This is a genomic window from Mycobacterium sp. NTMscope_Eco_3 (assembly GCF_976985685.1).
Map to the genome: position 1 here is coordinate 1,993,233 of NZ_CDRJYZ010000001.1, position 25,651 is coordinate 2,018,883.

Sequence of the window (25,651 nt, forward strand, 5' to 3'; positions counted from 1 at the left end):
CGGCTCGGACGGTTCAGGCCTAGTGCGGCGGTTCGATCGGCAGCTGCGGGCCGCCGTAGGGGGTGGGAATGGTGTAGCGGCCCTTGGGGGTCGGATCGGTTCGCTGGCCCAGGTTCGCGCCCATCGGCGGGCCGGCGGTGTCGTCGCCGCCCGGGCGCGGTGCGTTCTTGGCGCCGCGGATCGAGACCGCGGGGTCGTCGTCGCGGCAGTAGGTGTACATGAACGGCTCGTAGTAGTCGGCGGCCGACGGTGGGTGCGAGGGAGTTCCGTAGTCGCACACGTAGCGGGGGTAGAGGTCGGCAATCGCCCAGACTCCGTTGTCGTGAAACGCGCTCGTCACCGCGTCCAGTACCGACCCACGATAGTCCGGGAACAGCGCGTTGAGCGCCGGGACCCGCAGATATAAAAGCTGCGACATGGTGGCCATGCTGCCCAGCAACTGCACCATCGTGTCGGAATTGTCGGCGAACAGATTGTCGACGGCCGAAAGTGTGCGCGGTGTCTGCTGGGTTAAACGGCGATAGCCAGCCTGCATCCGGGCGACGCCGGTCAGCGTTTGGTTGAGTTCTGTTGCGGCAGCGCCCAAGCCGGAGTTCTTGTCGCTCGCCAGGGTGAGCACGACCCGGCTGGTCTTGATGATGCTGGTGGTTTGCGGCAGCACCGAATCCAGCGTCGAAAGCAGGAAAGTGCCGCCGTCGACGATGGCGGTCAGCTTCGCCGGACCTTCCTTGCTCAGGCTCAGTTCCTTCTTGATCAACTCGATCTTGTGCGGGTCCACCTGGGCCAGCAGCCCGTCGGCGTCGCCCAGCAACTGCGCCAAGCTGACCGGGACCGTGGTGTGGTCCAGGGCGATGCGGCTGCCGTCGTGCAAATACGGGCCGGCGTCGGACGCGGCTTCGAAGTTGACGTACTGCTCACCGGCCGGCGAGAGCGCCGACACGTGCACGACGCTGTTCGCCGGGATCCGCACCTTCGACGTGATGGTGGCGACGGCGTTCACCCCGTGGTCGGTGATCTCCAGCGACTCGACCCGGCCGATGCGCACCCCCCGCAGCGCGACGTCCTGGTTGGGGAGGAGCCCGCCCGAATCGGCCAACTGTATGGTGACCCGGTAGGACGCGGCGAAGGGCTTCACCCGCAAGGCGCCGATCAGCAGGTAGGCAGTGGCCACGACCAGGATGAGCGCCAACCCGGCCACCGACAGCCACACCTGTTGCCGGTGGCCCGTACGCACCGCCCGGACAACGAGATTGGCGAAGTCGGCGATGGCGCGGATCATGAGTGCGGCCCCGGCGGCGGTTCGGCCGACCCCGGTGGCGGGACCGGTCCCGGCGGGGGTCCGGGGGCGACATCGATTTGGCCCGGGATGGTCGGGTCCGGGATGACGGGAACCTGCGGCGAATCCGGTCCCCGGCCGACCACCCGCTCCTGTAGCCGCCACAGGGTGTACTTGAGGGTGCCCACGAGCAGGTTCACGTTGTAGTGGTGGGGTCCGTGCAGCCCGATGTCACCGGGGTATCCGATATCGGGCAGCGAACCGAGCATGATCTTGTCCACGCCCACGTGCACCGAAATCGAGTTCCCCGCCGTCGATTTGACCAACGGAGGGATCAGCCGGTTCACCGACAGCCAGCTGGTGTCCGGGCTCACCGCGACGTCGTTGGCGGCCCCGGCGATGGTGTTCAGGTCGCGGATCACGCTGCGGCCGCTGGTGTCGGTCCCGCCGATCGACGGGAACCTGGCCAGCAACCGCGTGGTGTCGCCCACCTGGACGGCCAAATTGGAAAGCTGGGTGGTGTTGGCGGCCAGGGCCGACGTCGCGGGCCTGGCCGCCGCCATCAGGTCGCTGATCGTTTGATTCTTGGCGTCGAGTTGGTCGGCCAGCCGCGACAATTGGCTCAACGCGTTCTTGATCTGATCGGATCGCGAATCCAGCGTCCCGAGCAACTCGTTGGACTTGCGGATCATGTCTCCGAACGCCTGTCCCTGGTCACCGGTCGCCTTGCCGAAACCGTTGATGATGTTAGTGAAATTGCGTACCGCGCCACCGTTTACGAGAATCGCCGCCGAGCTCAGCACCGACTCGACGGTCGCGGCGGCCGCGGTGGAGTCCAGGCCGATGGTGTCGCCGTTCTTCAATAGCGGCCCGTCCCCCTCACCCGCGCCGGGCGGCTTCAACGCGACGAACACGTCGCCCAGTGGCGTCGCGGTGCGCAATTCGGCGGTGCTGCCGCGGGGCAGTTGCACGCCCTCCCTGATCCGCAGCCTGGTGAGGGCGGTGTAGTTGCGCGCAACCATCGACTCGAGTTGCCCGACGTCGGCCCCGGCGAGCTTGACCTTGGCGTTCATCGGCAGGTTGAGCGCGTTGGAGAACACGGCGTTCAGCGAATACCCTCCCGAACCCAGCCCCGGTGCCGGAAGGGGCAGGCTGGCAAGGCCGTTCGTGGCGCATCCTGCGGTGACCATGGCCGCGGCCAGCACCGCCGGCATTCCCCGCGTGCGCGCCGTCATCATTTCTGCCCCATGGCGGCCATGCCGTCGAGCACGTAGGTCAACCCGAAATCGGGGCCGAAGTCCTGGATGGTCCCGGTGCTGCAGCCCAGTTGACGAAGGCCCATCAGGTTGCAGATCTCTTTGGTGTACTGGCTGTCGAAGAGCAATCGGTCCGTCAAAAAGCGGGCGCGCACGGCACCGTTGGCCCGGTCGATCATGTTGTAGGCGTTGTCGGCCACCAGTGGAGCGAGATCCAGGAGCTCGGCCAGGTCGCGCCTCTGCTCGGTCACCGTCTTCAGCGCGGCATTGCCGTTGACGACCGTCTGCTTGATGTTGTCGCGGTTGGCGTCAAGCAGGTCGCCGGCCCGCTGGATGAGTTGGTCGAGTTTGCGTCCGGTGCTGCCACTGCCGAGATTTTCGTCCGCCATGATCTGGCTGACTTGGTGGATGGTGGAGGCGAATTCGCGCAATTTCGTGTCATTGGCGGCCACGGCGTCGAACAGCGTACTGATGTTTTTGACGATCGTGGTGATCTGCTCACGGGTCGTCGCGCCGCCGTCGCTGGACAGGCGCAGCGCCTTGGACAGTTCGCCCAGCGCCGCTTTGATCTTTTCGCCGTTGCCGTTGATCACCTCGGTCCCGCCATTGAGCACGTCGGCGATCGGGCCGCCGCCGCGGCCGTCGCCCTCGAGCGACTTGGTCACCTTGTCCAAGACGTTGAGGACGCTGCTGAATTCGACCGGTGTCTTGGTCCGGGGCAGCCCGATGGTGTCGTGGTTCTGCAGGGTCGGCCCGTCGTGGTAGGGCGGTGTGAGTTCGATCTGGCGGTCGGTGAGGATGGAGGTCGACACCGTGACCGCCTGCGCGGTGGCGGGAACCTTGACGTGGCGGTCGACGGTGAAGTCAACTTCGACGTAGCCGCCCTTGGCGTTGATCTTGGTGACCTTGCCCACCGGCATGCCGAGCACCGCCACCACGTTGCCCTCGTAAAGTCCTGAGGCGCTGTCGAATTGGGCGGTCACCGTGATCGTGTCCTCGTCGGAACGCAGGTACCACCAACCGACGCCGACCACCGCGCCGATGACCGCGGCCGCGGCGACGATGGCCAGCGCCCTGGCGCCGAATCCCCTCATTTGCAGTCCTTGAAGTACTGGATCATGCCGAACTGCTTGGCGCGGCCGCTGATCGCGCACATCCAGGAGTCGATCAGGGGCACGTTGGGCGCGTTGAAGTTGATCGCGTTGCCGTCACCGGTGAGGTTGGCCGCCTCGCGAAAGAAGATCGGGCTGGTTTGCAGCATGCTGTGCAGCAGGTCGTCGTGCGCGGACATCAGGTTGGTGAAGTCGCGCATGTCTTTGATCAGCGCGTCCAGACCCGAGCGGTCGTTGACCACGACCTGGCTCATGGTGTCGACAAGACTCGAGAGGGATTGCATCATCGCGTGGAAAACGGCGCGCCGCGCGACGAATTGGCCCAGCAGGTCCTGCCCCTGGTCGACCAGCGCGCCGATACCGGCCTGCTGGCGCCGCAGCGTGTTCGTCACCTGCTCGGTGCTGCGCAGCAGCTGTCCAAGCTGGTCGCGGCGCACCGCGATGATCGACGAAAGGGTGTTGATGTTCGTAATTGCCTGCGGCACCACGGAGGGCAGTCCCTCGAGTTGCTTGCCGAGCACCGCCAGCGACTGTGCGAACCTGTCGGAGTCGACCTGTTCGAAAGTGGTGGTGGCATCCTGCAACGCGGCCTGCAGGTCGTAGGGCACCTCGGTGTGCGCCAGGTCGAATGTGTTGTTGGGCAGGTGCGCCGGCCCGTTGGGTTCCAGCGCGAGGTAGCGCGACCCCAGGATCGTGGTGACCCTGATCTGCGCCCGGGAGTCCTTGCCCAGCTTGATGTCGTCCCGGACCTTCAGCCCCGCCTCGACGTGGTCGCCGACGAGTTTCATGCTCGTGACGTTGCCCACCGGAATGCCCGCGACCACGATGGGGTTGCCCGCCCGCAGCGAAGCCGCTTGCAGGAACTCGGCGGTGTAGTGCAGATAGCCGGCGCCGATGGCATGCACCAGCAGCATGACCCCGATGACCACCGCTACCACCGCGACCGCGATGAACCCCAGCCAGGTCTTGTTGTAGCTTTCCAGCGGCCGCTTCTTCATCCCCGAAAGCCGTTGCCGCACAGTCTTGTCAGCCATCGACCGTGCTCCTGCACCTCGGGGTGTGCCACGCCCTGTTTCCCGGCGTGGCGGCATTGATGATGATCGGCACGACATCGTTGAGCCCGGGGAAGAACCCCATGAAGTTCACGTCACACACGTAGGCGTTGCCGTAGGCGCCCTGATTGCCGACCCGGGTAAGGCCTTTCAGCAGCAGCGGGATGTTGTCGCCGAAGAACGCCACCTGCGGTTCGACGTCCATGATGTGTCTGGCGACACCGGGCTTGCGATCGATGAATTCGCGCAATGCCGGGTACACGTCGGTCGCCGACGTCGACAGTCGACCCGTCACCCGCGCCAGCGAACCCACCGAGGCGACCAGGTCGGGGCGCCGCTGGTCGAGCTCACCGACGACGCTGCGGGTCTGTGTGATGACCCCGTCGAGGTCGTCGTTTTGGGCCGCGAGGTTGCCCACCACCTTGTTGAGGTTGGTGATCACGCTGCCCAGGGCCTGATCCCGCCCCGCGAATGTCTCTGTGAGCGTGGAGGTCTGGCCGACCAGCGTGGCCAGCGATGACGTGTCACCTTGCAGCGAGGCGATGATGCCTTTGGTGAGGTTGTCGGCGTCGTGGGGGTTCAGCAGGCTGAACAACGGTTCGTAGCCATTGAGCAGCGTGGTGACGTCGAAAGAGGGTTCGGTGCGTTCCAGCGGGATGGTGCTGCCCGGCGGAAGCAGCTCGGGGCTGCCTTCCTTGCCCAACGACAGTCCCAGGTAGCGCTGCCCGACGATGTTCTGATACGTCACCGAGGCGAGGGTGTTGCCGAACAGCCGTTGTTCCTGCTGCACCACGAACGAGACTTTCGCCAGTTTCCCGTCCAGTTCCACCTTTTCGACCCGGCCCATGCGCACTCCCGCCATGCGGACGTCGTCGCCCTCGCGAAGCCCGTACACGTCGCTGAACACCGCCGAATACCTGGCCGTGTCACCGGCGACGTCACGCCGCAAGCTCACATACACCAGCCAGGTCACCGTCAGCGAGACGATCATGAACAGGGTCAGCGCGATGAGCGGGCCGCGAAATTTCATTTGGCCTCCCCGGACGGATGGGCTACCGACACCGTGGTGCCACGGGCGACCGGACCGAGCAGCAGCTCCGTGGCCGGCGTGGCGGGGCCGCCGGTGATCACACCCAACATGTTTCGTTCATACTGGCTCCCAACGGGTCCCACGTTCCCCCCGAAACGCGAGGGGCCAAACGACGCCTGCGGAATCCACGGCGCCTTGGGCGCCACCGGCGCGACCCACGGCTGATGCGGTTGTGGTGTCGCCGGCGCCCCCGGCGACGGGTTGTCGGGATTCGCGCTGCCGGGAACGGGCGGTGACGGCGTAATCCCTGGGGCCAGCGGGGGATTCGGATCGGTCAAATTCGGAGTCGGGTTGATCAGCGGCGGACCCACGGCAACCAGGTTTCCGTCCGGACCGATCACGGTGCCCGGCGGCGGAGCCAGATCCTTGGGGGGATGATAGTTCTGCGGCAGCAGCACCTCGGGCAGATCGGGGCGCACCGGGATCAGCGGCGCGGTAAAGCAGCTCGGCCCCTTCAGCTCGCCGTAGTGTGGACAGTCGGCGCGGGTGTAGGTGGAACTGGGCGTGAACGTCAGCATCGCGCGCATGTTGCCCAGATTCGTGTCCGGGTTCCAGACCTGCTCCATGAACTGGTTGGCAAGGTTGTCCAATTTCGTCACCGCGGGCACGAAATTGTTCGACTTCTGCGCCAACACACCGAACACCGGCGTGAAATCGGTGGTGATCCTGATGAGTTGGTCGATGTGGTTGTCGAACGATTGGCGCGTCGTGCCGACCGTGTCGTCGGCGCCCGACAGCAGCGAGCTCAGCTGTCCGCGCGTCTCGGCGAACGCCCGCATCGGCTCGACGGCCTGATGCAATGCGTCGAGAAGGTCGGGGGCCGTCTGCGCGAGCCCCGTCGTCGCATCGAGCAGCGCGGACACCGTCGACGGACCGGTGTCGGTGCTGACGATCGAATTGAGCTGGTCGAGAAGGCGATTCAACTGCGCACCGGCGTTGAGCAGGCTGACGCGGCGGTGGTCGGTCGCCGCACCCAGGGCGGCCAGGATCCCCACCGACCTGTCGTCACGGCCGCGCCCCGCGGCGGCCAGCAGGTCGCGCAACTTGCTGACCGTCGTCTGGAACAACACGGTCGGCAACCGCTTGTCCTCCGGAATATGCGCGCCCTGGCGGATTTTCGCCCCCGGGCCCTTTTGGTTTGGGGAGCCCACCAACTGCACCGACGACACGGCGAACACATTGCTCGGCACCACGCGCGCGGTCACTGCGGCCGGAATCGACTTGGCGTATTCGGGTTTGAGGTCGATGTGGACATAGTTGGGTTTGCCGTGCGCGGCCGGGACGACGTCGTCGACCATTCCGACGAGCACGCCGTGATATTTGACGTCCGATTTTTGCGGAAGGCCATCGCCCACGTTGACCAGATCGGCAACCACCCGCACGTAATTGTCCAGCCTGCCAGTGGATTTGACCAACATCGCGGCGGTGACCAGGGCGCTGACCACCACGACGGCGATGCCGACGCCGAACAGCTGGCGTTCGGAGGGGCCACGTCCGTCCAGCTCAAGGGAATTGGGCATCTTCCACCGACCTAGCCACGGGCCTAACCGCCAAACCTTGCGCCGGAGTCGACGCCCCACAGCGCCATGGTGAGCAGCATGTTCACGATGATCACGACCGTGATGCTGGCCCGCATGCCGTGCCCCGCGGCGACGCCGACGCCTTCGGGTCCGCCGCTCGCGTAATACCCGTAGTAGCACTGGATCGTCGAGGCGATCCACACGAAGATGACGGCCTTGATCAACGAGTAGACGATGTCCTGGCCGGCCAGCATCAGCGTGAAGTAGTGCAGGTAGGACCCGGTCGAGCCACCGCTGCCGATCCCCACCACCACTTGCGTGCTCAGGTAGCCGATCGCCAGGCACGCGGCGTACAGCGGGATGATCGCCACCACCGAGGCGATCAGCCGGGTGGTCACCAGGTAGGGGATCGGGCGGATCGCGATCGACTCCAATGCGTCGATCTCCTCGGCGATGCGCATGGATCCCAGCTGGGCGGTGAAGCGGCAACCGCCCTGCATGGCGAAGGCCAGCGATGCCATCAACGGCGCCAGTTCGCGGGTGTTGACCAACGAGGAGACGAACCCGGTGGCCGGGCCGAGGCCGAGCAGGTCGAGGAAGTTATAGCCCTCGATGCCGACGAGTGCGCCGACCGTCATGCCGAGCACCACCGCCACGCCGGCGGTGCCGCCACCGACCACGATCGAGCCGTTGCCCCAGGTGATGTTCGACAGGAGCCGCAGAAATTCGCCGCTGTACTGGCGCACGGCGAGCGGCACGGCGACCGCCGCCCGGACGAAGAAGACCAGCAGATGGCCGAGCCGGATGATCGGCACCTTGCCCCTGCGGTAGAGCCGGACGAGCGGCGTCGAAATCGGTGCGAAAGGCTCATACGCCGAGGCCGTCACGTCAGAGCCCCGTCCTGGGCGACAACAGGATGTAGAGCTGGCTGATGGCGACGTTGACGATCATCAGCAGCAGGATCGCCTCGACGACGGCGGCGTTCACCGAGTTCGCGACGCCCGTCGGTCCGCCCTTGGTGGACAAGCCTTTTTGGCTGGACACGACGGCCACGATCGCGCCGAACACGATCGCCTTCAGCAGCGCGAGAATCATGTCGCCGGTCGTCGCGAACGACGCGAACGTCGACACGAAGCTGCCCGGCGCGCCGTTCTGGAAGTACACGTTGAACATGTAGCTCGCGAAGAATCCGGCGAAGCACACGACGCCGGTGAGGGCCACACCGATCATCACCGCCGCGGCGAAGCGGGGGACAACCAGGCGCCGGATCACCGAGACCCCCATCACCTCCATCGCGTCGGTTTCCTCGCGCATGGTGCGCGAACCGAGATCGGCGGTGATGGCCGACCCGACGGCCGACGCCATGAGCACCGCCGCCACCAACGACGCGCCCTGCCGAATGACCGCGAGCCCGCTCGCCGCGCCGGCCAGCGAGGTGGCGCCGACCTGGCCGGCCAGCAGCGCGAATTGGATGGACAGGGTGACGCTGATCGGCAGCGAGACCAGGATCGTCGGTAGCACCGCGGTGCCGGCCATGAACGCGCCCTGCCGGACGAATTCGTGCCATTGAAATCGCCCGGTGATCAGGTCGACGAAGAAATATTGAACGGTGCGCACGCCCAGGACGAACTGTTCGCCCACCGTCGTCAGCGAGGCGACCGGATGACGTCTGACGTACCCGACCGACCAGTTCCGGATGGCGACAACGCCGTCAAGCTGTGCCGTCGTCATAGCGGCGCGACCCGCGGTCGGTCTAGCAAACCCGTGGCACAGGTCATCGCGTACCAGCTACCGCTCATCGGCCCTCTTCCCACCCCTAAGTCCTGAGCGCCGAGCAGAGGCCGTTGGGTAGCCGTTGGAACCCTATTTTTATTAAAATAGTGTCAACAAGCGCCAAGACTCTGCAGTTCATCGGTGTGTGCTGCATCACACTAGCCTATTTGATAGGGACTTTCAATAGTGTAGAGTCCCTCATCTGAGATCGTCGCTGGACGGCATCGCGGGGTTCTAATGTCGGATTGACGAAGGTGATGGCATGCCCTCAGCAAACACCGGTTCGTTGCGGGACCGACGCCGTGCTGAGCTGCTTTCCCAGATCCAGCAGACCGCGCACCAGCTCTTCGCCGAGCGGGGCTTCGAGGCGGTGACGACCGAGGACATCGCGTCGGCCGCCGGGGTCTCCATCAGCACGTATTTCCGGTATGCGCCCACCAAGGAGGGCCTGCTCGTCGATCCCGTTCGGGAGGCGGCCGCCGAGATCGTGGGTTCGTACAGCGCCCGGCCGCCACACGAGTCACCGGTCGAAGCATTGATCCAGCTGTTCGTCACGCACGCCAGGGATGTCAGCAACGTCGCCAACCTCGATACCTGGCGTCACGCCGTCGCCACCGCGCCCCACCTGTTGAGCAAATCCGTCTTGGTCAGCGAAACCGATCACGGCACGCTGATCGAGCAAGTCGCTCACCGGATGGGTGTCGATGCGGGGGTCGACATTCGACCCGCGTTGTTGGTCCACACCAGTTTGGCCACAGTCCAATTCGTCCTCGACGGGTGGCTGTCCTCGGATATCGGCGAAAGCCCGGCTTTTCACGAACAATTGGAACAAGCGCTGCGGCTCACTCTCGCCGGATTCGACTGAACCGGGCGGCCCCGACCGAAACCGCCGTGACTTTGCCGACCGCCGCGTGAAACAATCGCTGGCCGTGAAGACCTTCGAGGATCTGTTCGCCGAACTCGGCGAGCGTGCCCGCACCCGGCCGGCCGGCAGCGCGACGGTCGCCGCGCTCGACGGCGGCATCCACGGGCTGGGTAAAAAGATCCTCGAGGAAGCCGGCGAGGTGTGGCTGGCCGCCGAACACGAACCCGACGACGCGCTGGCCGAGGAGATCAGCCAGTTGCTCTACTGGACGCAAGTGCTGATGGTCGCGCGCGGGCTGTCCCTCGACGACGTGTATCGGAAGCTGTGACCATGCTGCGGGTTGCGGTTCCCAACAAAGGCACGCTGAGCGAGCCGGCCACCGAGATCTTGGCGGAGGCCGGCTACCGGCGCCGCACCGACTCCAAGGACCTGACCGTCATCGACCCGGCCAATCAGGTCGAGTTCTTCTTCCTGCGGCCCAAAGACATTGCCATCTATGTGGGTTCGGGCGAGCTGGATTTCGGCATCACCGGGCGCGACCTGGTGGGCGATTCCGACGCCCCGGTGCGGGAACGTCTGGCGCTGGGATTCGGGTCGTCGAGTTTTCGCTACGCCGCCCCGGCCGGGCGGGACTGGAAGATCGCCGATCTGGCCGGCAAGCGGGTGGCCACGGCGTACCCCAACTTGGTGCGAAAAGACTTGGCGGGGCGCGGTATTGAGGCGACCGTCATCCGACTGGACGGCGCGGTGGAGATCTCGGTGCAACTCGGTGTCGCCGACGCCATCGCCGACGTGGTCGGGTCCGGGCGCACCCTGAGCCTGCACAACCTGGTGGCGTTCGGTGATCCGCTGTGCGATTCGGAAGCCGTGCTGATCGAGAGCGACCACAGCAGCCGGTCCGGGACGCAGGCCGCGCGCGATCAGCTGGTGGCGCGCATCCAGGGTGTGGTCTTCGGCCAGCAGTATCTGATGCTCGACTACGACTGCCCGCGCTCGGTGCTGGACAAGGCCACCGCGATCACGCCGGGCCTGGAGTCGCCGACCATTGCGCCCCTGGCCGATCCGGATTGGGTTGCCATCCGGGCGCTGGTCCCGCGCCGGGGCGTGAACGAAATCATGGATGAGCTGGCCGCCATCGGCGCCAAGGCGATTCTGGCGTCCGATATCAGGTTTTGCCGGTTCTGATTGCACACGCGGTGCGACCGCCGCGGCTGTGTTAGCGTCCGCCTCGGGGGATTGCCCGGGTTGGCGTGTGGGCCGTCCCTGAAAAGGTCGCCGGCTGTTTCGTCCTCCAGGAGGTCTTCGTGACTCACGCGCTTGTTGTGTTGCTGGCTTTGTTGATTGGCGTCGTTGCCGGGTTGCGTTCGCTGACGGCGCCCGCCCTGGTCGCCTGGGCCGCCGCCCCCGCTCTTCTTGGTTGGATCGACCTGCACGGCACCTGGGCGTCGTGGATGGGAAGCATCGTCGCGGTGGTGGTCTTCACCGTCCTCGCCGTCGGCGAACTGATCAACGACAAGCTGCCCAAGACCCCGGCCCGCACGGCGGCGCCGATCTTCGCGGCCCGCATCGTCACGGGCGGTCTCGCGGGGGCGGCGCTGGGCGCCTGGCCGCACTGGACGTTTACCGCGCTCGGCGCCGGCGTCATCGGCGCGGTGCTCGGCACCCTCGGCGGCTACCAGGCGCGCAAGCGGCTGGCCGCGGTGGCGGGCAAGGATCTGCCCATCGCGCTGCTCGAGGACGTGGTCGCGATCGTCGGGGGATTCGTCATCGTGGCGGTGACGGGCCACGTGCTGACGGAGTACCTGCTGACGGCGGTTAAGTGACAGAACATTTCGACGCGATCATCGTCGGTGCGGGCCAGGCGGGCCCGCCGTTGGCGGGGCGGCTGACGGCAGCCGGGCAGCGCGTCGCGATCGTCGAACGCAAACTGATCGGCGGCACCTGCGTCAACACCGGATGCATCCCGACCAAGACGCTGGTGGCCTCCGCGCGCGCCGCGCACCTGGCGCGGCGCGGCGCGGACTACGGCGTCGGCACCGGCGAGATCAGCGTGGACATGGCGAAAGTCAAGGCCCGCAAGGACGAGATCATGCTGGGCGATCGCAAGGGCGTCGAAGATTGGCTCGAGGGCATGGACGGCTGCACCGTCGTCCGCGGGCACGCGGTATTCACCGATCCGCACACCGTGCGGGTCGGTGACGACGTGCTGCGCGCCGAGCGCATCTTCCTCAACGTCGGCGGCCGCGCCGTGGTGCCCGACATCCCGGGCCTGGACGAGGTCGAGTTCCTCACCAACGTGTCCATCCTCGAACTCGACACGCTGCCAACGCATCTCGTCATCGTGGGCGGCAGCTACATCGCGCTGGAGTTCGCGCAGATGTACCGGCGCTTCGGGGCGCGGGTGACGGTGGTGGAGCGTGGCCCGCGGTTGGCGTCCCGCGAAGACGAGGACGTCTCGGCCACCATCGAAGACATCTTGCGAGCCGAGGGCATCGACATCATCGTCGGTGCTGATGACATGCGAATCACCAAGACCGACAACGGGTTTGAGATCACCCCCCGCGACGGCGCCGCTCCCGTCCGGGGGAGTCACCTGCTGCTGGCGGTCGGCCGGCGCCCCAACACCGACGACCTGGGCCTGGAAGCCGCCGGTGTGCGGACCGACGCCCACGGCTACATCGTGGTCGACGACCAGCTCAAGACCAGCGTCGAGCACATCTGGGCGATGGGCGACTGCAACGGCAGGGGCGCGGTCACCCACACGTCATACAACGACTTCGAGATCGTCGCCGCCAATCTGCTCGATGACGACCCGCGGCGGGTGAGCGACCGCATCACCACCTATGCGCTCTACATCGACCCGCCGCTGGGCCGCGCCGGCCTGACCGTCGATCAGGTTCGCGCGTCGGGACGCAAGGCGCTCGTCGGCAAGCGGCCGATGACCAGGGTCGGCCGGGCGGTCGAAAAGGGTGAGACACAAGGCTTCATGAAAGTCGTGGTCGACGCCGAAACCGAGGAGATCCTGGGGGCCGCCATCTTTGGGGTCGGCGGCGACGAGGCCATTCACTGCATCCTGGACGTCATGTCGGCCAACGCGCCCTACACCACGCTCTCACGCACCATGCACATCCATCCCACGGTCAGCGAGCTCATTCCGACCGTGCTGCAGGAGATGTCGGCGCTCGACTAGACTGCTACGCCGCCGGCTCGCTCGAGCGTGAATCACTGTGCGCGTCAAATGATTCCGGCCAACCCGGGTAGGGCGGCGGTGTTCCACCGAAAAGCGGGCAGAGCTGCTGGTGGGGACACCAGTCGCACAATCGCGACTGGGTGGGACGGAAATCGCCGGTCTGGCCGGCGGATTGGATGGCGCGCCAGATCGCGATCAGGGTCTTCTCGAAGCGCAGCAACTCGTCGTGATCCGGCGAATAGTCCAGCACCTGGCCGTCGGCCAGGTAAATCAGCCGCAGCCGGGTGGGCGGCACACCGCGCGACCGCAACAGCGCCACCGCGTAGAACTTCATCTGAAACATGGCCTTGAACTCGGCCAGGGCCCGCGCCTCCGGTGGCGCCTTGCCGGTCTTGTAGTCGACCACCCGGAGTTCTCCGGTGGCCGCGACGTCGATGCGGTCGATGAAGCCCCGCAGCAGCGTGCCGTCGGCGAGTTCGACCTCCACGCGTTCTTCGCAGCATTGCGGGTCGAAACGGGTCGGGTCTTCGAGGCGGTAGTAGCCGGCGAGCAGCGCCTGGGCCTCGGCCAGCAGCTGGGTGCGCTGGGCCGGGTCCAGGTCGGCGGTGAGCTCCGGCGTCGCGGCCATCACCTGCTCCCACGCGGGCTGCACCAGCGACAGGGCGGTGTCGGGACCGCGCTGCGCGGCGGGCAGGCCGTAGAGCTGCTGGAGGGCGGCGTGAACGAGCGATCCGCGCAGCTGCGCCGGCGACGGGGCCTCGGGCAGGCGGTCGATGGCCCGGAACCGGTACAGCAGGGGGCATTGCTTGAAGTCCGCGGCGCGCGACGGTGACAGCGCGGGGCGGGACACCTGCCGCGCCCGGCCCGTCACCGACTGCAGGGCCTCCGGCTGGACGATCATGTCGGAAGCCTATGACCGGGCGCGGACAACCCCCAAGCACCCGAGGGGGCGAGTCGGCTGGCACGCTATACCGCGTGTCCGCAACCGGCCCGTTCACCGTGGGCGAGCGTGTTCAGCTCACCGACGCCAAGGGTCGGCACTACACGATGGTGCTCGCCGAGGGCGCCGAGTTCCACACCCATCGCGGGTCGATCCCGCACGACGCGGTCATCGGGCTCGAGCAGGGCAGCGTGATCAAGTCCAGCAACGGCGCCGCGTACTTGGTGCTACGGCCCCTGCTGATCGACTACGTGATGTCGATGCCCCGCGGGCCGCAGGTGATCTACCCGAAGGACGCGGCTCAGATCGTCCACGAGGGCGACATCTTCCCCGGAGCCCGGGTGCTGGAGGCCGGCGCCGGTTCGGGCGCGCTGACTTGTTCGCTGCTGCGCGCGGTCGGGCCCGGCGGGCGGGTGGTCTCCTACGAGCAGCGCGCCGACCACGCCGAACACGCCGAACGCAACGTGTCGGTGTTCTCCGGCGGCGCCGTGCCGGACAACTGGGAATTGATCGTCAGCGATGTGGCCGCCTCCGAGCTGCCGGACGGATCCTTCGATCGCGCCGTGCTCGACATGCTCGCGCCGTGGGATGTGCTGGAGTCGGTCGCGCGGCTGCTGACACCCGGTGGGGTGCTGATGATCTATGTGGCCACCGTCACCCAACTGTCACGCGCCGTCGAGGCGCTGCGGGCGCAGCAGTGCTGGACCGAGCCGCGGTCCTGGGAGACGTTGCAACGCGGTTGGAACGTCGTCGGGCTGGCGGTGCGGCCGCAGCATTCGATGCGGGGGCACACGGCTTTCCTGATCTTCACGCGACGGCTTGCGCCCGGGGTGGTTGCGCCCGCGCCGCTGGGGCGCAAGCGCGTGGGCCGCGACGGTTAGTCCATATCGTCGCTGCGCAGCAGGGAGCGTCGCACCGACAGCAGTTCGAACTCGGGATGCGCGGCCACCAGCCGCTCGGCCGCATCCAGGACGTCGACCGCGTGGCCGCGATCACCGGAGACCAGGGCGACGCCGATGCCGGCCCGTCGATACAGATCATGCGAACCGGTCTCGGCCGCCGACATGCTGAACCTGCGCTGCAATTCGGCGACGACGGGACGGATCACCGATCGCTTCTGTTTGAGTGAGCGAACGTCGCCCAGCAAGACGTCGAACTCGAGCCAGCCGATCCACATTCCGCGGGTCAACCTGGCGGGTTCTGGGAGGGAGCGGGTTCGGGCGGGGGCGGCGGCGGGGCCGGTGGCGCGGGGGATTCCGGTGGCGGCGGTGCGGGTTCGGGCGGGCCCGCGGGAGCTCCGGACGTCGGGGCCGCCGACGACTTGCCCAGGGCCAGCAGCATTTCGGCGGTGCGCCGGGAGAGCTGCCAGCCGCCTTGGAAGGGTGCGAACTCCATCGGGAAGGTGAAGTTGGCGTTGTTGGCCTGGGCGGTGTGGACGGCGATGCTGGCCTTCACATTCGACGGGTTCTTGTCCGACCACGCGATGTCGTTCGCGGCGAATGTCATGGGCAGGTAGCCGTTGTCCCGCAAGGCGTTGGTGAATTTGTCCAGCGTGGCCGCGCTCTCCGGCGTGGCGCCCTCCACCAGGCTCACCTTGGCGTCGCCGGGGACGTTCGGATCGGCCAGCCGGGCGAGGACGTCGGTGAGTGCTTCGGGGGGTGGTAGGGGAGCCGTGACGGGCGCGGCAACTGGACTGGACGTGGCCGGTGGCAGCGAAGAGACGGTCGACGACTCGCTCGCAGGGTGCTTCGACGAACACGCGGCGAGCCCGACCGCCGCCAGGACGGTGGCGGTGCTGAGCGCTACGGACAGTGGTCGGTGCATCCAGTCGGTCGGCCGGCTAGGCGGCGCTGGCCGCTTCGGGTGGGAGCGATGTCGCTAAGGTCGGGCCGATGGGTGCAACTGAAGTCACACCGGCGGCGCCGACGGTGACTGCGACGCGAGGCGAGCCTGTGGCGAGGCTCTTTGCGGTCACTCTGCCACCTCCCAAGGCCCTTTCGATCATCACGATTAGTGGCCGAGATTACCAGCGTGACGAAAATCTTAACTTTTCGTGGGTATTTGACTACGCACATCAATCGTCAATCGCCGGTAGCGTTGAAGTATCCGCCGCGCCAATTCGGGGTGGGAAAGGAGCGCAAGATGGGTAGCTCAGAGCGTTCTGAAGCATTCGGAACCCCCCACGAATCAGACATGTCCAGCGCCGACGAGGCCGAGTTGGAGCAATTACGCCGTGAGGCCGCGATGTTGCGCGAGCAACTCGATCATGCGGTCGGCACGCAAGGCGGCGCCCGCTCTGCCCGCGATGTGCATCAGCTTGAAGCGCGCATCGACTCCCTCGCCTCCCGCAACTCGAAGTTGATGGAGACCCTCAAAGAGGCCCGCCAGCAACTGCTGGCGTTGCGTGAGGAAGTCGACCGGCTGGGGCAGCCGCCCAGCGGCTACGGTGTGCTGCTCGGGGCGCACGAGGACGACACGGTCGACGTGTTCACGTCCGGCCGCAAGATGCGCCTGACGTGCTCGCCGAACATCGAAGTCGGGCTGCTGCGCAAGGGCCAGACCGTTCGCCTCAACGAGGCTCTCACCGTCGTGGAAGCGGGCACGTTCGAGTCGGTCGGCGAGATCTCCACGCTGCGTGAGCTCTTGGCCGACGGGCACCGGGCACTGGTCGTCGGCCACGCCGACGAGGAACGCATCGTCTGGCTCGCCGAGCCGCTGGTCGCCGAGAACCTGCCCGACGGTCATCCCGACGCTCTCAACGACGACACCCGGCCCCGCAAGCTGCGCCCGGGCGACTCGCTGCTGGTCGACACCAAGGCCGGCTACGCCTTCGAGCGCATCCCCAAGGCCGAGGTCGAGGACCTGGTGCTCGAAGAGGTGCCCGATGTCAGCTACCTGGACATCGGCGGCCTGACCCGCCAGATCGAGCAGATCCGCGACGCCGTGGAGCTGCCCTTCCTGCACAAGGAGCTGTACCGGGAGTACGCGCTGCGTCCGCCCAAGGGTGTGCTGCTCTACGGTCCGCCCGGTTGCGGTAAGACGCTGATCGCCAAGGCGGTCGCGAACTCGTTGGCCAAAAAGATGGCCGAGGTGCGCGGCGACGACGCCCGCGAGGCCAAGTCGTACTTCTTGAACATCAAGGGCCCCGAGCTGCTGAACAAGTTCGTCGGCGAGACCGAGCGCCACATCCGGCTGATTTTCCAGCGCGCCCGCGAGAAGGCGTCGGAAGGCACACCGGTGATCGTGTTCTTCGACGAGATGGACTCGATCTTCCGCACCCGTGGCACGGGGGTGTCCTCGGACGTCGAGACGACGGTGGTCCCGCAGCTGCTCAGCGAGATCGACGGTGTGGAGGGACTGGAGAACGTCATCGTGATCGGCGCCTCCAACCGCGAGGACATGATCGACCCCGCCATCCTGCGGCCCGGGCGCCTCGACGTGAAGATCAAGATCGAGCGGCCGGATGCCGAAGCGGCGCAAGACATCTTCTCGAAGTACCTGACCGAGGCGCTGCCGCTGCACGCCGACGACCTCGCCGAGTTCGGTGGTGACCGCACCACCTGCATCAAGGCGATGATCGAAAAGGTCGTCGAGCGGATGTACGCCGAGATCGACGACAACCGGTTCCTGGAGGTCACCTACGCCAACGGTGACAAGGAAGTCATGTACTTCAAGGACTTCAACTCCGGGGCGATGATCCAGAACGTCGTCGACCGGGCGAAGAAGAACGCGATCAAGTCGGTGCTGGAAACCGGTCAACCGGGCCTGCGCATCCAGCATCTGCTCGACTCGATCGTCGACGAGTTCGCCGAGAACGAGGACCTGCCCAACACCACCAACCCCGATGACTGGGCGCGGATTTCGGGCAAGAAGGGCGAGCGGATCGTCTACATCCGCACGCTGGTCACCGGCAAGAGCTCGAGCGCGTCGCGGGCCATCGACACCGAGTCGAACCTGGGTCAGTACTTGTAAACATTTGTCGGCGCCACCGGCTAGCGTCGCACCCGTGCGGCTCCGCTTTGAGGCTCCGGGTGACGACGACGCCTACGACCAGGTTCGTGGCGTGCTATTGGACGAGCTCGACGGTTGGTGGGCCGGACTCGACTCGGACCGGGAGGCGGTCGTCTCCGACGTCGCCGTCCTTCTGGACTGGCGTTACTTCGACTCCACCGGTGTTCTCGACGATTTCGCGCCCGGCGATATCGCGGAATTTTTGCTGGAGTGGTGTCCGCGACGGTTCGAAGGCCGGCCGGAGGACGCCGTCAGCCTGTGCTTCGCGGTCGGCGTATACGTCGACTTCATGGAGGCAACGGGGCGTCTGGTCGGCGGTGCCGACCGCGCCGCGAGGTTGCGCAGGCTGGCCGACGACCTTGCACCGACCCTGCTGGCCGAAGCACGCGACCCTACCGTTGTCGAGGATCTTCCGGACCCGGGCGACGCGCCGGAGCCCTTCGAACTGCCGTTCCTCTACGTTCCGCCGTCCGCGACCGACCTGGCGGCCGCCGCGACGGCGGTCCCGCTGCTCGCCAAACTCGATGCCTTGCGCGACTATCTCGGGCCGGACGGCAAGCCGCTCACCGACAAGGGCGAACTCGAACTTGCTGATGGTCGCGCGCTGGTGGAGCGCCTCGACACCGGCGACGTGTTGGATTTCGAGTTGGGCGAGCTGAAATATCCGGCCCGGTCGACGGCGGCGCTGCGGCGCCTGAATTTCCTCATCCAAGTGGCTATCGAGGCGGGCGCGGTGGACGTGCATCGCCACCGGGTGCTGCCGGGGCAGGAGTGGGGGACGCGCTCGCCCGTGGAGCGGGCGGAGTCGCTGTTCGCGGCGATCCTCTTGTCACGTCCGTTGCGGTCGTTGCATTGGGCGCAGCTCTATCCCGAGCAGAACGTCATGCACGACCTGCTCGACGACGGGATCGCGTGTTGGCTGGCGCCGCTGCTGCAAGACGGCGCGAAACTTCCCTTCGAATCCTTGCTGGAGTGGGTGCACGCGCTGGTTGCCGCGCAACGGCCGTCGCCGCGCTGGTATGCCGACGAGGAGGACACGCTGGAGGCATACGTCGAGGACGACATGGGCCGACTCTTCGACGTTCTGCGGCAGGCCGGTGTGGTGCACTGGACCGACGCCCTCGAACGGCGGCAGCCGCTTGGGCCTAGCAATTGGACCGGTGGGACTGTGGCACTGACCGCGCTGGGGCGTCACGTCGTGCCGGAATACCTGGAGGACGCCGGGTTCGCGCTGCGCCGTCTCGACCGAATCAACGACTGGGATGCGACGGACCTGATCGGCGCAATGTTGTTGGTGGGCAAGGACACTCAAGTGCCGTTGATAGCAAACTGGCGGTCCGACCGGCCGGCCGCCGAGCGGGTGCAGATGGTCACCGAGGCGGCCGCGACCATGGAGACCGCGGCCGGCCGGACGATGGGCTTCGTCGCCCTGAACGAGTTCGACCTCGACGTCGCCGAACCCTTCGTTCGTCAGCTGCTGGACAGCCCGGTCGCCGGCCACGCCGCGCTCTGGCTGATCCAGCGGGACCGCGCCGACGCCGAGACGCTCGCGAGCTTCGTCGACGTTGCCGTGCTCGTCGACGTCCTCGCGGAGTCGTTGGAGTCGCCCGAGGAGTTGTGCAGCCTCTTCGCTGGTTTATCCGACCCGTCCCAGTTGCTGGACGACATCTGGCGTCATCCGGCGCCGGAGACCGCGCTGGTCCTCGACGCGCTCGGCCGTCACCTGCCGGACCGAGCGCTGGCCAAGACCGCGCGCAAAGCGGCGGTGCGGCACCAGAGTTGGATGGCAAACCGCCTGTGACGCGGCGTCAGTCCAACTGGAGCGAGTAGCTGTTCGTCAAGTCGTCCTGCGTGACGTGAGCGGTACGGGTCCGGGTGTCCACCCGCAACTCCTCGGTCAACCGGCGCGGCTGGTAGGCCCACCCGTGCGGCAGGTTGAGCCGGGCGGCCAAGCCGGGCAGGTCGGCGCGCGACAGTGTGGGATCGGCGACCTGGCTCCAGGTCTGCATCACCCAGCGCTGCCCGCCGGGATCGAGGAGTTCGTAGACCTCTTCACCCGGGTTGAAGACGAAGACCGTGTGGCGGTTGACCTGATTGGCGGTATAGGGCGCGGGGTTCATCGACGACAGCAGGACCGTGGCCTGCTGAATCATCTCGATTCCGCCGAAGGTCTTGGTGATCTGCGGCCCCTGCTGCTGCTTCTCGATGGCGTTCATCAGCCAGTAGCGCGGACCGTTGAGCAACGCCGTGGCCGCCCCGTGTTCTTTTGCGATGGCCTGGGCGTCGAGCTTCGACCACAGCTCGGCCGGACAGTCGTTGAGCGGGAAGCTGTTGTAAACCGTGGCCTGCGGTCCGGCCTCCCCGGGGGTCACGAGAAGCACTTCGCCGTAACGCTTCCCGGATAGGTCGGTCATCCCGTGAAGCTAATCACCGCCGTCAGCGACGTCAACAGCAAACGCGATCACCGATGACCGGCGGCTGCAGGGCGCCGACGCCCGGGAGAAGGTCAATTCCGCACCTCGCCTAGTCTTTGAAGCATGCAAAGGATTATCGGGACGGAGGTCGAATACGGCATATCCTCGCCATCGGACCCGACGGCCAACCCGATCCTCACGTCGACGCAAGCGGTTTTGGCCTATGCGGCCGCGGCCGGCATTCAGCGCGCCAAGCGCACCCGTTGGGACTACGAGGTGGAATCGCCGCTGCGGGACGCCCGCGGCTTCGACCTGAGCCGCTCGGCCGGCCCGCCCCCGGTGGTCGACGCCGACGAGGTCGGCGCGGCCAACATGATCCTGACCAACGGGGCGCGGCTCTACGTCGACCACGCGCACCCCGAATACTCCGCCCCCGAATGCACCGACCCGCTGGACGCCGTGATCTGGGACAAGGCCGGCGAGCGGGTGATGGAGGCCGCCGCCCGGCACGTCGCCAGCGTGCCCGGGGCCGCGAAATTGCAGCTCTACAAGAACAACGTCGACGGCAAGGGCGCCTCCTACGGGTCGCACGAAAACTATTTGATGTCGCGGCAGACGCCGTTCTCGTCGATCATCGCCGGGCTGACCCCGTTCCTGGTCTCGCGGCAGGTGGTCACCGGCTCCGGACGCGTCGGCATCGGACCCTCCGGTGACGAGCCCGGCTTTCAGCTGTCGCAGCGCTCGGACTACATCGAGGTCGAGGTCGGCCTGGAGACCACCCTCAAACGCGGCATCATCAACACGCGCGACGAGCCGCACGCCGACGCCGACCGGTACCGGCGGCTGCACGTCATCATCGGCGACGCCAACCTCGCGGAGACGTCGACCTATCTCAAGCTGGGCACCACGTCGCTGGTGCTGGACTTGATCGAAGAGGGCCCCGCCCACGGAATCGACCTGAGCGATTTGGTTTTGGCGCGGCCGGTGCACGCGGTCCACGCGATCAGCCGCGACCCGTCGCTGCGCACCGCGGTGGCCCTGGCCGACGGTCGAGAGCTGACCGGGCTTGCGCTGCAACGGGTTTACCTCGATCGGGTGGCGAAGCTGGTCGACAGCCGCGACCCCGACCCGCGCGCGGCCGACATCGTCGAAACGTGGGCGCACGTGCTCGATCAACTGGAGCGCGATCCGATGGAATGCGCGGAGCTGCTGGACTGGCCCGCGAAACTGCGCCTGCTCGAAGGGTTCCGGCAGCGAGAAAACCTGAGCTGGTCGGCACCGCGGCTGCACCTGGTCGACCTGCAATATTCCGACGTCCGGCTGGACAAGGGCCTGTACAACCGGTTGGTCGCGCGGGGCTCGATGAAGCGCCTGGTGTCCGAGCACCAGGTGCTCGAAGCGGTGGACAGTCCGCCGACGGACACCCGCGCGTACTTCCGCGGCGAATGCCTGCGCCGGTTCGGCGCCGACATCGCCGCGGCCAGTTGGGACTCCGTGATCTTCGACCTGGGGGGCGATTCCCTGGTTCGCATTCCGACGTTGGAGCCGCTGCGGGGCAGCAAAGCGCACGTGGGGGCGCTGCTGGACTCGGTGAACAGCGCCGCGGAACTGGTCGAACAACTCACCAGCTAGACGCCGGTTCAGCCGGGGAACGTCGGGGTTGACCGGTAGGGTAGGAAAGACCAACGGGCAGCGTGGCTGGACAATTGAAAAAGCCATTCAACAAGCCCAGACAACGCAGGAGGCGGCGATGGCTCAGGAGCAGACCAAGCGTGGCGGCGGTGGCGGCGACGAGGACGACTTCGCCGGCAGCACGGCCGCGGGCCAAGAACGCCGGGAGAAGCTGGCCGAGGAGACCGACGACTTGCTCGACGAGATCGATGACGTTCTCGAGGAGAACGCCGAGGACTTCGTGCGGGCGTACGTCCAAAAGGGCGGCCAGTGACCTGGCAGTTCTCTGATCGCCTACCCATCAACTCCGCACTTCCGGGAAACCCCGCCATAGACCTCTCGTCGTTCGCCGACTTCCTGCGCCGTCAGGCGCCGGAGTTGCTGCCGGCCAGCCTCGGGGCATCCCAGTCGGAAGGCGCGGCGTCGCAGCTGCCCCACGGGACCACCATCGTCGCGCTGAAATACCCCGGAGGCGTGGTGCTCGCCGGCGACCGGCGCTCGACGCAGGGCAACATGATCGCCGGGCGCGACGTCAAGAAGGTGTACATCACCGATGACTACACCGCGACCGGCATCGCCGGCACCGCCGCCATCGCCGTGGAATTCGCCCGCCTGTACGCGGTGGAGCTGGAGCACTACGAGAAACTCGAAGGCGTGCCGCTGACGTTTGCCGGCAAGGTCAACCGGCTGGCGATCATGGTGCGCGGCAACCTGGCTGCGGCCATGCAGGGGCTGGTTGCGTTGCCGCTGCTGGGGGGCTACGACATCGACGCGGCCGATCCGGAAGGCGCCGGCCGCATCGTGTCGTTCGACGCGGCCGGCGGCTGGAACCTGGAGGAGGAGGGGTACCAGTCGGTGGGCTCGGGCTCGATTTTCGCCAAGTCGTCCATGAAGAAGCTGTACTCGCAGGTCACCGACGCCGATTCGGCGGTGCGGGTCGCGATCGAGGCGCTCTACGACGCGGCTGACGACGACTCCGCGACCGGCGGTCCGGATCTGGTCCGCGGCATCTATCCCACGGCGGTCACGATCGGCGCCGAGGGGGCGCTGGAAGTGCCCGAGGGCCGCATCGCCGAACTGGCTCGCGAGGTGATCCAAAGCCGTTCGCGCGCTGACACTTTCGGCCCCGATGGCGGTGAAAAGTGAGCTTCCCGTATTTCATCTCGCCCGAACAGGCGATGCGCGAGCGCAGCGAGCTCGCGCGCAAGGGCATCGCCCGGGGCAAGAGCGTGGTCGCCCTGGTCTACGCCGGCGGTGTGCTCTTCGTCGCGGAGAACCCGTCGCGGTCGCTGCAGAAGATCAGCGAACTCTACGATCGCGTGGGCTTCGCCGCCGCGGGCAAGTTCAACGAATTCGACAATTTGCGCCGGGGCGGAATCCAATTCGCCGATACCCGTGGCTACGCCTACGACCGTCGCGACGTCACCGGCCGACAGCTGGCCAACGTCTACGCGCAGACGCTGGGCACCATCTTCACCGAACAGGCCAAGCCCTACGAGGTGGAATTGTGCGTCGCTGAGGTGGCGCACTACGGCGAGACGAAACCGCCTGAGTTGTACCGCATTACCTATGACGGATCGATCGCCGACGAGCCCCATTTCGTCGTGATGGGTGGCACCACCGAGCCGATCACCACCGCGCTCAAGGACTCGTACGCCGAGAACGCCAACCTGCGCGAGGCCACGCGCATCGCCGTGAAAGCGTTGCGGGCCGGCAGTGAATCCTCCAACGGCGACCAGTCCACCCTGGACGTGGCGAGCCTGGAGGTCGCGATCTTGGATGTCAACCGGCCGCGACGGGCGTTTCGGCGGATCAACCGCGCCACCCTGGAAAATTTGCTGCGCGAGATGGATTCGAACGGGTCCGCCGAAGGCGACGGCGACGAGCCGGACTCGAACGGCGAATCGTCGGAGTAGACCGCGCGACCGGCGGCTTCCCACCCGCCGGTACTGGTGTGGCTGCTGGTGCTCAAGGTGCTGATGAGTCCTCTGGTCAGCACCGCGGCGTCGATCGCCCAGGCGCCCCGGCGTGGCCAGGAAACGGGCGTGCGACAAACTTCGTGGATCGATAGGCGCGGCTTGCCCACCGTCGCGCTCGGACAACCAGTACGCTCGATTACGTGCAGCGGCGAATCATGGGCATCGAGACCGAGTTCGGGGTCACCTGCACATTCCACGGCCACCGTCGGCTCAGCCCGGACGAGGTGGCCCGGTACTTGTTCCGGCGGGTCGTGTCGTGGGGTCGCAGCTCCAACGTCTTCCTGCGCAACGGCGCCCGGCTCTACCTCGACGTGGGCAGCCACCCCGAGTACGCCACCGCCGAATGCGACAGCCTGGTGCAGCTGGTCACCCACGACCGCGCCGGGGAATGGGTGCTCGAAGACCTGCTCGTCGACGCCGAGCAGCGGCTCGCGGACGAGGGCATCGGCGGCGACATCTACCTGTTCAAGAACAACACCGATTCGGCGGGCAATTCCTACGGGTGCCACGAGAACTACCTGATCGTGCGGGCCGGCGAGTTTTCCCGGATCTCCGACGTGCTGCTGCCGTTCCTGGTCACGCGCCAGCTGATCTGCGGCGCCGGCAAGGTGCTGCAGACCCCGAAGGCCGCCACGTTCTGCCTTTCTCAACGCGCCGAGCACATTTGGGAGGGCGTCTCCTCGGCCACCACCCGCAGCCGGCCGATCATCAACACCCGCGACGAGCCGCACGCCGACGCCGAGAAGTATCGGCGGCTGCACGTGATCGTCGGCGACTCCAACATGTGCGAGACCACCACCATGCTCAAGGTGGGCACTGCCGCGCTGGTGCTGGAGATGATCGAAGCCGGCGTGCCGTTCCGGGACTTCTCGCTGGACAACCCCATCCGCGCCATCCGCGAGGTCAGCCACGACGTCACCGGCCGGCGGCCGGTGCGGCTGGCGGGCGGGCGTCAGGCCAGCGCGCTGGACATCCAGCGCGAGTACTACAGCCGCGCGGTCGAACACCTGCAGACCCGCGAACCCAACGCCCAGATCGAGCAGATCGTCGACCTGTGGGGCCGCCAGCTCGACGCTGTCGAGAGCCAGGACTTCGCCAAGGTGGACACCGAGATCGACTGGGTGATCAAGCGCAAGCTGTTCCAGCGCTACCAGGACCGCTACAGCATGGAGCTGTCCGACCCGAAGATCGCCCAGCTGGACCTGGCCTACCACGACATCAAGCGCGGGCGCGGCGTGTTCGATCTGCTGCAGCGCAAGGGACTTGCGGCCCGCGTCACCACCGACGAGGACATCGCCGAGGCGGTCGACAATCCGCCGCAGACCACCCGGGCGCGGCTGCGCGGCGAGTTCATCAGCGCCGCCCAGGCGGCCGGCCGCGACTTCACCGTCGACTGGGTGCACCTCAAGCTCAACGATCAGGCGCAGCGGACCGTGCTGTGCAAAGACCCCTTCCGTGCGGTCGACGAGCGGGTCAAGCGGCTGATCGCCAGCATGTAGCCG

25 protein-coding genes are annotated in these 25,651 nt (G+C 66.8%); 13 read left to right on the plus strand and 12 right to left on the minus strand.

All coding sequences use genetic code 11. The features are described 5' to 3' along the window. Positions 1–19 precede the first annotated feature (19 nt). Genes AC0KTM_RS09135 through AC0KTM_RS09170 form a run of 8 tightly spaced genes read right to left on the minus strand, consistent with a single transcriptional unit; the run spans position 20 to position 9,037 of the window. On the minus strand, positions 20–1,279 hold the full coding sequence (locus AC0KTM_RS09135) for an MlaD family protein (protein ID WP_238957921.1): 1,260 nt from the start codon (positions 1,277–1,279) through the stop codon (positions 20–22). Continuing rightward, positions 1,276–2,514 (minus strand): MlaD family protein, encoded by a 1,239-nt coding sequence (locus AC0KTM_RS09140; protein WP_238957922.1) that lies wholly within the window; start codon positions 2,512–2,514, stop codon positions 1,276–1,278. Before AC0KTM_RS09140 ends, AC0KTM_RS09135 begins: the two co-directional genes overlap by 4 nt. Beyond that, complete coding sequence (locus AC0KTM_RS09145; protein ID WP_472415465.1) at positions 2,511–3,626, minus strand: MCE family protein; 1,116 nt, start codon at positions 3,624–3,626, stop codon at positions 2,511–2,513. Before AC0KTM_RS09145 ends, AC0KTM_RS09140 begins: the two co-directional genes overlap by 4 nt. Beyond that, positions 3,623–4,678, minus strand: a complete 1,056-nt coding sequence (locus tag AC0KTM_RS09150) for an MCE family protein (protein WP_472415466.1) — start codon at positions 4,676–4,678, stop codon at positions 3,623–3,625. The genes AC0KTM_RS09145 and AC0KTM_RS09150 overlap by 4 nt, the downstream gene beginning before the upstream one ends. After that, positions 4,671–5,726: an MCE family protein gene (locus tag AC0KTM_RS09155; protein ID WP_472415467.1), complete on the minus strand. Its 1,056-nt coding sequence runs from the start codon at positions 5,724–5,726 to the stop codon at positions 4,671–4,673. The genes AC0KTM_RS09150 and AC0KTM_RS09155 overlap by 8 nt, the downstream gene beginning before the upstream one ends. After that, positions 5,723–7,306, minus strand: a complete 1,584-nt coding sequence (locus AC0KTM_RS09160; protein ID WP_472415468.1) for an MlaD family protein — start codon at positions 7,304–7,306, stop codon at positions 5,723–5,725. Before AC0KTM_RS09160 ends, AC0KTM_RS09155 begins: the two co-directional genes overlap by 4 nt. Positions 7,307–7,329: 23 nt before the next feature. Then, entirely contained in the window at positions 7,330–8,193 is an 864-nt protein-coding gene (locus tag AC0KTM_RS09165; RefSeq protein ID WP_014711536.1) for an ABC transporter permease, read from the minus strand. 1 nt (position 8,194) lies between these two features. Continuing rightward, on the minus strand, positions 8,195–9,037 hold the full coding sequence (locus tag AC0KTM_RS09170) for an MlaE family ABC transporter permease (RefSeq protein ID WP_225326870.1): 843 nt from the start codon (positions 9,035–9,037) through the stop codon (positions 8,195–8,197). Between the two features lie 304 nt (positions 9,038–9,341). Here AC0KTM_RS09170 and AC0KTM_RS09175 point away from each other — a divergent pair, with 304 nt between their 5' ends. The 5 genes from AC0KTM_RS09175 to AC0KTM_RS09195 all read left to right on the plus strand — a co-directional run bounded on the left by AC0KTM_RS09175 (position 9,342) and on the right by AC0KTM_RS09195 (position 13,134). Further along, the gene (locus tag AC0KTM_RS09175; RefSeq protein WP_472415469.1) at positions 9,342–9,944 is read left to right on the plus strand and encodes a TetR family transcriptional regulator; all 603 of its coding nucleotides are present in this window, start codon (positions 9,342–9,344) and stop codon (positions 9,942–9,944) included. 46 nt (positions 9,945–9,990) lie between these two features. Next, a complete protein-coding gene (locus AC0KTM_RS09180; protein WP_009953388.1) occupies positions 9,991–10,272 on the plus strand; it encodes a phosphoribosyl-ATP diphosphatase in 282 nt (93 codons plus the stop codon). A 2-nt stretch (positions 10,273–10,274) separates the two neighbouring features. Continuing rightward, the gene (hisG, locus tag AC0KTM_RS09185) at positions 10,275–11,129 is read left to right on the plus strand and encodes an ATP phosphoribosyltransferase (protein ID WP_225326867.1); all 855 of its coding nucleotides are present in this window, start codon (positions 10,275–10,277) and stop codon (positions 11,127–11,129) included. 119 nt (positions 11,130–11,248) lie between these two features. Next, positions 11,249–11,767, plus strand: a complete 519-nt coding sequence (locus tag AC0KTM_RS09190; protein ID WP_238957926.1) for a DUF4126 domain-containing protein — start codon at positions 11,249–11,251, stop codon at positions 11,765–11,767. Then, the gene (locus AC0KTM_RS09195; protein WP_472415470.1) at positions 11,764–13,134 is read left to right on the plus strand and encodes an FAD-containing oxidoreductase; all 1,371 of its coding nucleotides are present in this window, start codon (positions 11,764–11,766) and stop codon (positions 13,132–13,134) included. The genes AC0KTM_RS09190 and AC0KTM_RS09195 overlap by 4 nt, the downstream gene beginning before the upstream one ends. 4 nt (positions 13,135–13,138) lie before the next feature. Here AC0KTM_RS09195 and AC0KTM_RS09200 read toward each other — a convergent pair whose 3' ends face one another. Beyond that, positions 13,139–14,035: a RecB family exonuclease gene (locus AC0KTM_RS09200; RefSeq protein WP_225326864.1), complete on the minus strand. Its 897-nt coding sequence runs from the start codon at positions 14,033–14,035 to the stop codon at positions 13,139–13,141. A gap of 74 nt (positions 14,036–14,109) precedes the next feature. Between AC0KTM_RS09200 and trmI the strand changes: the two genes are divergently transcribed. Then, a complete protein-coding gene (gene trmI, locus AC0KTM_RS09205; protein WP_472415471.1) occupies positions 14,110–14,955 on the plus strand; it encodes a tRNA (adenine(58)-N(1))-methyltransferase TrmI in 846 nt (281 codons plus the stop codon). Here the strand turns inward: trmI and AC0KTM_RS09210 are convergent. Then, entirely contained in the window at positions 14,952–15,251 is a 300-nt protein-coding gene (locus AC0KTM_RS09210; RefSeq protein WP_225326862.1) for a DUF503 domain-containing protein, read from the minus strand. The genes trmI and AC0KTM_RS09210 overlap by 4 nt on opposite strands. Before the next feature lie 8 nt (positions 15,252–15,259). Next, positions 15,260–15,898 (minus strand): lipoprotein LppK, encoded by a 639-nt coding sequence (gene lppK, locus AC0KTM_RS09215; RefSeq protein ID WP_225326861.1) that lies wholly within the window; start codon positions 15,896–15,898, stop codon positions 15,260–15,262. Between the two features lie 318 nt (positions 15,899–16,216). Between lppK and arc the strand changes: the two genes are divergently transcribed. Both arc and AC0KTM_RS09225 read left to right on the plus strand, forming a co-directional pair. Continuing rightward, positions 16,217–18,046, plus strand: a complete 1,830-nt coding sequence (arc, locus tag AC0KTM_RS09220; protein WP_225326860.1) for a proteasome ATPase — start codon at positions 16,217–16,219, stop codon at positions 18,044–18,046. Positions 18,047–18,080: 34 nt separating this feature from the next. Then, entirely contained in the window at positions 18,081–19,886 is a 1,806-nt protein-coding gene (locus tag AC0KTM_RS09225) for a hypothetical protein (protein WP_225326859.1), read from the plus strand. 7 nt (positions 19,887–19,893) lie between these two features. On the opposite strand, the gene AC0KTM_RS09230 is transcribed toward AC0KTM_RS09225, so the two are convergent. After that, positions 19,894–20,499: a hypothetical protein gene (locus AC0KTM_RS09230; protein ID WP_225326858.1), complete on the minus strand. Its 606-nt coding sequence runs from the start codon at positions 20,497–20,499 to the stop codon at positions 19,894–19,896. A gap of 123 nt (positions 20,500–20,622) precedes the next feature. On the opposite strand from AC0KTM_RS09230, the gene dop reads away from it, so the two are divergent. The 5 genes from dop to pafA all read left to right on the plus strand — a co-directional run bounded on the left by dop (position 20,623) and on the right by pafA (position 25,648). After that, positions 20,623–22,131, plus strand: a complete 1,509-nt coding sequence (gene dop, locus AC0KTM_RS09235) for a pup deamidase/depupylase (RefSeq protein ID WP_225326857.1) — start codon at positions 20,623–20,625, stop codon at positions 22,129–22,131. A 118-nt stretch (positions 22,132–22,249) separates the two neighbouring features. After that, entirely contained in the window at positions 22,250–22,444 is a 195-nt protein-coding gene (locus AC0KTM_RS09240; protein WP_009953377.1) for a ubiquitin-like protein Pup, read from the plus strand. Beyond that, entirely contained in the window at positions 22,441–23,316 is an 876-nt protein-coding gene (gene prcB, locus AC0KTM_RS09245) for a proteasome subunit beta (RefSeq protein WP_238957931.1), read from the plus strand. Before AC0KTM_RS09240 ends, prcB begins: the two co-directional genes overlap by 4 nt. Beyond that, complete coding sequence (prcA, locus tag AC0KTM_RS09250) at positions 23,313–24,086, plus strand: proteasome subunit alpha (protein ID WP_225326855.1); 774 nt, start codon at positions 23,313–23,315, stop codon at positions 24,084–24,086. The genes prcB and prcA overlap by 4 nt, the downstream gene beginning before the upstream one ends. A 203-nt stretch (positions 24,087–24,289) precedes the next feature. Further along, positions 24,290–25,648 carry a Pup--protein ligase gene (gene pafA, locus AC0KTM_RS09255; protein ID WP_225326854.1) on the plus strand — a complete coding sequence of 453 codons (1,359 nt, stop codon included), beginning with the start codon at positions 24,290–24,292 and terminating at the stop codon, positions 25,646–25,648. The last annotated feature ends 3 nt before the right edge of the window (positions 25,649–25,651 follow it).

Coding starts and splice junctions, on each gene's coding strand:
- dop (WP_225326857.1), top strand. CDS start 20,623: ATGCAAAGGATTATCGGGACGGAGGTCGAATACGGCATATCCTCGCCA.
- AC0KTM_RS09170 (WP_225326870.1), bottom strand. CDS start 9,037: ATGACGACGGCACAGCTTGACGGCGTTGTCGCCATCCGGAACTGGTCG.
- AC0KTM_RS09135 (WP_238957921.1), bottom strand. CDS start 1,279: ATGATCCGCGCCATCGCCGACTTCGCCAATCTCGTTGTCCGGGCGGTG.
- AC0KTM_RS09240 (WP_009953377.1), top strand. CDS start 22,250: ATGGCTCAGGAGCAGACCAAGCGTGGCGGCGGTGGCGGCGACGAGGAC.
- hisG (WP_225326867.1), top strand. CDS start 10,275: ATGCTGCGGGTTGCGGTTCCCAACAAAGGCACGCTGAGCGAGCCGGCC.
- AC0KTM_RS09155 (WP_472415467.1), bottom strand. CDS start 5,726: ATGAAATTTCGCGGCCCGCTCATCGCGCTGACCCTGTTCATGATCGTC.
- lppK (WP_225326861.1), bottom strand. CDS start 15,898: ATGCACCGACCACTGTCCGTAGCGCTCAGCACCGCCACCGTCCTGGCG.
- AC0KTM_RS09175 (WP_472415469.1), top strand. CDS start 9,342: ATGCCCTCAGCAAACACCGGTTCGTTGCGGGACCGACGCCGTGCTGAG.
- AC0KTM_RS09145 (WP_472415465.1), bottom strand. CDS start 3,626: ATGAGGGGATTCGGCGCCAGGGCGCTGGCCATCGTCGCCGCGGCCGCG.
- AC0KTM_RS09200 (WP_225326864.1), bottom strand. CDS start 14,035: ATGATCGTCCAGCCGGAGGCCCTGCAGTCGGTGACGGGCCGGGCGCGG.
- AC0KTM_RS09150 (WP_472415466.1), bottom strand. CDS start 4,678: ATGGCTGACAAGACTGTGCGGCAACGGCTTTCGGGGATGAAGAAGCGG.
- AC0KTM_RS09210 (WP_225326862.1), bottom strand. CDS start 15,251: ATGTGGATCGGCTGGCTCGAGTTCGACGTCTTGCTGGGCGACGTTCGC.
- arc (WP_225326860.1), top strand. CDS start 16,217: ATGGGTAGCTCAGAGCGTTCTGAAGCATTCGGAACCCCCCACGAATCA.
- AC0KTM_RS09160 (WP_472415468.1), bottom strand. CDS start 7,306: ATGCCCAATTCCCTTGAGCTGGACGGACGTGGCCCCTCCGAACGCCAG.
- AC0KTM_RS09140 (WP_238957922.1), bottom strand. CDS start 2,514: ATGATGACGGCGCGCACGCGGGGAATGCCGGCGGTGCTGGCCGCGGCC.
- AC0KTM_RS09230 (WP_225326858.1), bottom strand. CDS start 20,499: ATGACCGACCTATCCGGGAAGCGTTACGGCGAAGTGCTTCTCGTGACC.